We start from the raw sequence: 5,549 nt of genomic DNA, 5'->3' as shown, positions 1-5,549 counted from the left end.
TCAGCTAGCTGATTTTTATTGAAAACAAGGTCAGAAGTCCCTTTATCCCTCGCTTTTGCAATGATCGCAAAGAAGAAATTCATCTCCTCTGCAGTCCATTTTCTCATAATGACGGTGTTTAAGTCGTTATGGTGTTTTACTACTTCGTTAGCCATATAAAAACCTCTTTTAGTTTATGTTTTTATTATACTCCATTTTTGTTATAAAAACAAGTTTTAAATTATGTTTCTATATACCGACAAAATGTTATCGAAGAACCGACATTTTGTTATCGAAGAACCGACATTTTGTTATCGAAGAACCGACATTTTGTTATTGATAAAAGCTGAAAACCCTTGGGGCTCTAAGGCTCGTGGAGGGGCTAAATATATATTAAACATTAATTAAATATATAATAAAAAGGAGACTCACTTCGTTCGCTCACTCCCCCTCATCTATAAATCAATTTATTAGTTAAAATTAAAACCTAATTAGTGCTATCTAATTACAATCCATATCTTTTCACTAAATCCTCTTTCGTAAAATAAACCCCTCTTTCCATATCTGCAACACTTTGATTTATTTCAGCCTGAAGTTTATCAAATAGAATTTCTGAGTCTGTGCCTAAAAGACGCTCTCTGACCTCTTCCAGAGGAATACACTCGCCTCGTTCATATGCTTCTAAACCTGCTTTAATTTCAGCCTGCAATTCTAGGAAGATTCGTTCCTTCTCCTCTTGATTCATATCATACCTCCGTTTATATGATTCCATTATACCTTTTTTGCAATAAAAAAAGCCTACTGGAAAGTAGGCTTTTGCTTTTGACTATTCAAGAATGGTTGCCGATTGCTCGACATTTTGTACTTGATAAAAGGCTGATATTTAATACCAGCCTTTTATTTTTATCTAAACCTTTAACTAATAATCTACAGTTTTTTTTGGAGAGAGTTTTTTACTTTTTTTCTTTTTAAAAATTGCATAATCGCAACCCCTAAAACAACAGATATCGCGGGAAATATTTTAACCACAAAGTAGTAGAATGCGCTTTCGAGAAATGACATCATTGTTCTCTAATATCTATAATTCTAGGGTAACTCTTTGACCCTGAATATTCAGTAGGTGGTTCATATACTTGTTTCATTCTAAGAATTACTCCCCGCTCAGCACCCAAATACGCACTTCCTACCGCTCCTCCTACTGCACCTATCATTGCTGCCCAACCAGCACTCAGTCCCGGAATTGCTCCTAATAAAAGTCCTGCCGCTCCTCCTCCTAATCCTATCATCGCACTCCAAGTCACATTATTGACATATACATCCATCAAGCCATCCCCTAAATGAACTACTTTATTTTCTCCTTTAACTCCGAACCTTTGAGTAAATGCGGAAAAAACAATGTTATACTGTTCTTTAGTGAACAAACCTTGGTTATACAAATCTTCGGCCGCCTTAAGAACATCAGCATTAGAAAATGTAACTTCGCCAGCCATTTCATCAGTCGCAGCCAATTTCATGTATCCTACATCAGGTTCATGACTCTGATTAGTCAACGCAAAAACAGGGGCAACATTACCCGATAGTAATAATGCGACACTAGAGACAACAATTATCTTCTTAACGTTCGCTTTCATAAGACGACCTCCTTAAATTAAAATATTTTTTATTTTTTCACCCTCAATTTACTACTTTTCAACAAAAAAAACAAGTCTGTTTTTTAATAAAATTTTATGGTATAATATAATAATAGTGCGAAAAAAGGAGCGGTTAAAATAAACCGCTCCTTTTCTACTACCAATTAAATTTTATAACATCTTTACATTTATCTCTCAATAGTTCAAAATCATTTTCATCAAGCTGATAAATTTTGGTATATTCTTTTTTGAACAACTCATTTCCTGATGAATCTAATAGAATATTCCCGTTCTCATCAATTTGTTTCTTACGTTGATTTCTGATTTTACGTTTATCTATTTCTTGGATCTTACGAACATAAATAAACGCATTATCATAGCTTGACTCAGTTTGATACTTATGGTTATCAATCGTGATTCCACCACGATATTTTTTACCTTTTTTCTTCCCAGTTATTGGCGCAACTAATAGAGTACCATCATCATTTGATACTTTACTAATAACAACAGCATAATGTTTACCATAAAACTCATTTCCGCCCTTTTTAGGGAAGTTAACTAGATATACACCACCAATATCCATTTTTCACCTCTATAAAAAAAAATTGAGACGTACCTAAAAGATACGTCCCCATGATATCCTTAACGAATAAGGCTTATAATTCAATATCGTATCCTTGACGAACAAGGCTTTTGACTAATTACATTATATCAAATAACCTTGAAATTTCAACAGTTTTTATCAATTATTTCTTCTTTTTTTGGTTGCTGGGCTTAAAAATTGTTTTTCAAGGTCATTTTTAATGATCATTGAAAAACAATTTTTTTACTGACGAAAATAGCGATAGCGTTCGTCAGTCGCTCTTATCGAAGAGCGAAAAAGCGACAGCTGGAAACCCGACCAAAGGGTTTTCAGCAAAGCGTTAACTGTTTACCCATGTATAGTAAATTTCGACAGAAATTTGCATGGGTAAACAGTTAACTAGCACTTTCGTGCGTTATCTCAAAAATTTACTATATCGCAAATTTTTGTCTTTGAGTAAGATTTCATCATGTTTTAAGATGAAATTTTTAAAGATTTTGCTCTCAAAATCCTCTCTTTTTCTCTCTTTTCTCTTCAAAATTTAGGCTGTGGATAACTCGTGTAGTAGTAGATTTTTTATTTTTTGCGTTTTATGGCATACTATATAGTGGATACAATTGACTGATTGGAGCAAGCAACAAGAAAGAGGAAAAACAAGCTCTATCAATCATTGTCTAAAAAATGTTTTGTCTGATTTTTATTTTTTGAAAAAAATGGCATAATAGTAGTATAGAAGATTGATTGATGTGGAGTAAGAAAAAACAAGAGTAAAAATATAAAAAGAAAAGCCTTGTGAAACATGGCTTTTTCTAGAAGAAAAAGTAAAAAGAATAAATCAAAAAAAGAAAAACTAAAAGAAAAATCAGAAGAAGAAAAAAGACGAACTTATAAATAGCACTTTTCTAAAATACTAAATAAGAAAAATAAAGGTAAAAGGAAAGGATAAACGATAGTGTTTAGAAGTGTTATTGTAGTTATTCAGATACCGATTTGCTCCAATTAAATCAGTCGCGGGATTTCACCTCCTAGGTACGCCTAAAAGTGAATGTCAAGGTCAAGACGAAAACATAGACCGCATAGTGTCATGGCATAGACGCTTAAATAAAAGTTGCCTACGGGGTCTTTGAACCCCTCCCCTTCGGGGCTTGAACACGGCTGGTTCACGGGGGTAATATTCTTTTTACTAAACAAAAAGGGGTCAATATGGATAACGAAAATAACGCTAATAACAAGGGTCGTTGGGCTAAAAAGAAAGAAAGAGCCCGTAAAAAATCGTATCGTCATACGGCTAACAAACGTCTCCTAGATATGTTTGAAGCTGGTAAGTCTTCTAAACGTTCATACGATAAGACTATTGATGATACCAAGAATAAAATATACTCTGAGCAAACATACAAAACTTACAAAAAGCAGTTTGGCTACTTTATGGAATGGCTGGGTCAAGAGCACCCAGAAGCCGTCAATATAAAAGATGCTCAAAAGCATGCTGATGAGTTCCTGCAGTATCGTATGGATAAAGGGGAAGCTCCCAGCACTTTATCCACTATAAAAGCTGCAATGGCGAAAGTTTTCGGAATTTCGTCTAGTACGCTTTTAAAAACCCCTCCGAGGGAACGCGCAGGGTACAAACGTAGTAGATTTCCTGTAGCAAGCGATAAGCATATCTCAGAAGCCACTGAGCGCCGTCTGGCGCGATTTACAAGCGCCACGGGGCTACGCAGGTCTGAAATGACGAAAATAACGTCTGATGATCTTTTCTTTAAAGATGGCAAAGCTTTCCTCAACGTCACGAAAGGGACAAAAGGGGGTAAAGCTCGTACAGTAGAAATCATGGGAAGTTCAGAAGAAGAAACAAAAGACATTATAAAATTCATTCAATCGAAAAAAGGACGGCTTTTTCCAAAGCTTCACTCCAATTTCGATAATCACTATTATAGAGGTGCATATGCTATGAGACTTTATCAGCATTATGCACGAAAAGAAAAAGATATCCCACGGGTAGACCGCTACGTTATGCGGAAAGACCGTGCAGGAGAAGTATTTGACAAAAGCGCCATGCGAATGGTTACGAAGAATTTAGGGCATAATCGAATTGACGTAATCGCTCAGTCTTATTTGTACCAATAATAAAAAATTATAAAATTTTGATGAAAAAATAGTGAAAAACGGGGTGCCTTGTACCCCGTTTATTTTTTGTCTTAATTATATTTACCTCTTCTAATACTCAGCATCGTCAATATCGTATAATTGCTCTATGCCGTTTTTATCGTAAAAATCACTTAAATATTCATCTGCTAACTCATACAATTGTTCTTCTTCGTCAAAATGATTTCCGTCTGCGTAGGAGGTGTACATGATTAGGGCTTTTGCTAATCTCAATACCCCTCTGCTAGATTCATTCTCTCTATATTTGCTCTCTTTATAGATAACCTCTTCGCATATTTCAAATAGTTCTTTTAACGAAAAATGAATTTCTTCAGCAATTTGTTTATGTTCCATCTCTATACCTCGTTTTCTTCTTCGCCTAGAAAGTCATAGATATCTGTCTGCCCTGGTACTACATCATCAGGCTCGCTAGATTTATCCAAGCGTGCAAGCATTTCTTGCTTCTTACGCTCCAACTCCTGCTTCGTTTCCTCGCTCGTTTCATTCACATAATCAGGATTGCTCCACTTTGGAACGTTGCTTTTCTTATTAGCCTTTTTAGGAGTGTTTTTAGGCTTATCGTACTTATGCGGATCATAAGCCTCTGTTACTTCTTTCTGCCATGTAAACTCATAGCCTAGAACGGGATTTCCTCGCTTATTTGACTTAATTTTTTTAACTTTTAGACCTACAAAATATGGAGAAAGTTGCTTTTTAATAGGATTTATAACAAGTCTATCTATGTGGCATGCCTTATAACTGGCTGGCATGTCCATTAATAGCTTAAATTCATCAATCGCAAACTCTTTTCGTCCCACAGTACGCCATTGTTTGAGTAGTCGGTAAGCAGTTTTGGCATATGTCGAACGGATAGTAGTAAACTCTTTCAATTCATACTGAGTAAAGTTGGCTGATAGACGGTTTAAGATATACTCAAAGTGAGGAGAAACAGACACTTTAGCTTGCATATCTGACAAATCTTCTTTCCAATCCACTCGAAAACGTGTAAACAGTGGCATATACTCAATAGAATTGCTTGTTTTTTCGATATATCTTAGCTGGCTTATATTATTAGCAAGACTATCCATTGTATCATAGAATCGTTTGTTATGTTGGATAGAATAGTCCGCTAATTCAGCTAGCTGATTTTTATTGAAAACAAGGTCAGAAGTCCCTTTATCCCTCGCTTTTGCAATGATCGCAAAGAAGAA

7 protein-coding genes are annotated in these 5,549 nt (G+C 35.3%); 1 reads left to right on the top strand and 6 read right to left on the bottom strand.

Annotated features, from left to right (window positions below; genetic code table 11):
- The 4 genes from K1I71_RS09375 to K1I71_RS09360 form a co-directional block, all read right to left on the bottom strand.
- The coding region (locus K1I71_RS09375; RefSeq protein ID WP_223330840.1) for a RepB family plasmid replication initiator protein at positions 1-155 on the bottom strand (155 nt) is incomplete at its 3' end.
- Positions 156-484: 329 nt separating this feature from the next.
- Positions 485-724 (bottom strand): hypothetical protein, encoded by a 240-nt coding sequence (locus K1I71_RS09370; RefSeq protein WP_223330839.1) that lies wholly within the window; start codon positions 722-724, stop codon positions 485-487.
- A 316-nt stretch (positions 725-1,040) separates the two neighbouring features.
- Entirely contained in the window at positions 1,041-1,610 is a 570-nt protein-coding gene (locus K1I71_RS09365; RefSeq protein ID WP_223330838.1) for a hypothetical protein, read from the bottom strand.
- 157 nt (positions 1,611-1,767) lie between these two features.
- Positions 1,768-2,193: a type II toxin-antitoxin system PemK/MazF family toxin gene (locus tag K1I71_RS09360; protein WP_020903689.1), complete on the bottom strand. Its 426-nt coding sequence runs from the start codon at positions 2,191-2,193 to the stop codon at positions 1,768-1,770.
- Positions 2,194-3,396: 1,203 nt separating this feature from the next.
- Here K1I71_RS09360 and K1I71_RS09355 point away from each other — a divergent pair.
- Positions 3,397-4,320, top strand: a complete 924-nt coding sequence (locus tag K1I71_RS09355; protein WP_020903688.1) for a tyrosine-type recombinase/integrase — start codon at positions 3,397-3,399, stop codon at positions 4,318-4,320.
- A 90-nt stretch (positions 4,321-4,410) separates the two neighbouring features.
- Here K1I71_RS09355 and K1I71_RS09350 read toward each other — a convergent pair whose 3' ends face one another.
- Together K1I71_RS09350 and K1I71_RS09345 are read right to left on the bottom strand one after the other, a co-directional pair.
- The gene (locus tag K1I71_RS09350) at positions 4,411-4,692 is read right to left on the bottom strand and encodes a hypothetical protein (protein WP_153197747.1); all 282 of its coding nucleotides are present in this window, start codon (positions 4,690-4,692) and stop codon (positions 4,411-4,413) included.
- Positions 4,693-4,694: 2 nt separating this feature from the next.
- A partial coding sequence (locus K1I71_RS09345) for a replication initiation protein (protein ID WP_223330837.1) occupies positions 4,695-5,549 on the bottom strand: 855 nt, incomplete at its 5' end.

It is taken from the genome of Streptococcus mitis (genome assembly GCF_019929545.1).
GTDB classification, from domain to species: Bacteria; Bacillota; Bacilli; order Lactobacillales; family Streptococcaceae; genus Streptococcus; species Streptococcus mitis_BU.
This window is presented reverse-complemented; position numbering and strand designations above follow the sequence as displayed.

Coding starts and splice junctions, on each gene's coding strand:
- K1I71_RS09365 (WP_223330838.1), bottom strand. CDS start 1,610: ATGAAAGCGAACGTTAAGAAGATAATTGTTGTCTCTAGTGTCGCATTA.
- K1I71_RS09350 (WP_153197747.1), bottom strand. CDS start 4,692: ATGGAACATAAACAAATTGCTGAAGAAATTCATTTTTCGTTAAAAGAA.
- K1I71_RS09360 (WP_020903689.1), bottom strand. CDS start 2,193: ATGGATATTGGTGGTGTATATCTAGTTAACTTCCCTAAAAAGGGCGGA.
- K1I71_RS09355 (WP_020903688.1), top strand. CDS start 3,397: ATGGATAACGAAAATAACGCTAATAACAAGGGTCGTTGGGCTAAAAAG.
- K1I71_RS09370 (WP_223330839.1), bottom strand. CDS start 724: ATGAATCAAGAGGAGAAGGAACGAATCTTCCTAGAATTGCAGGCTGAA.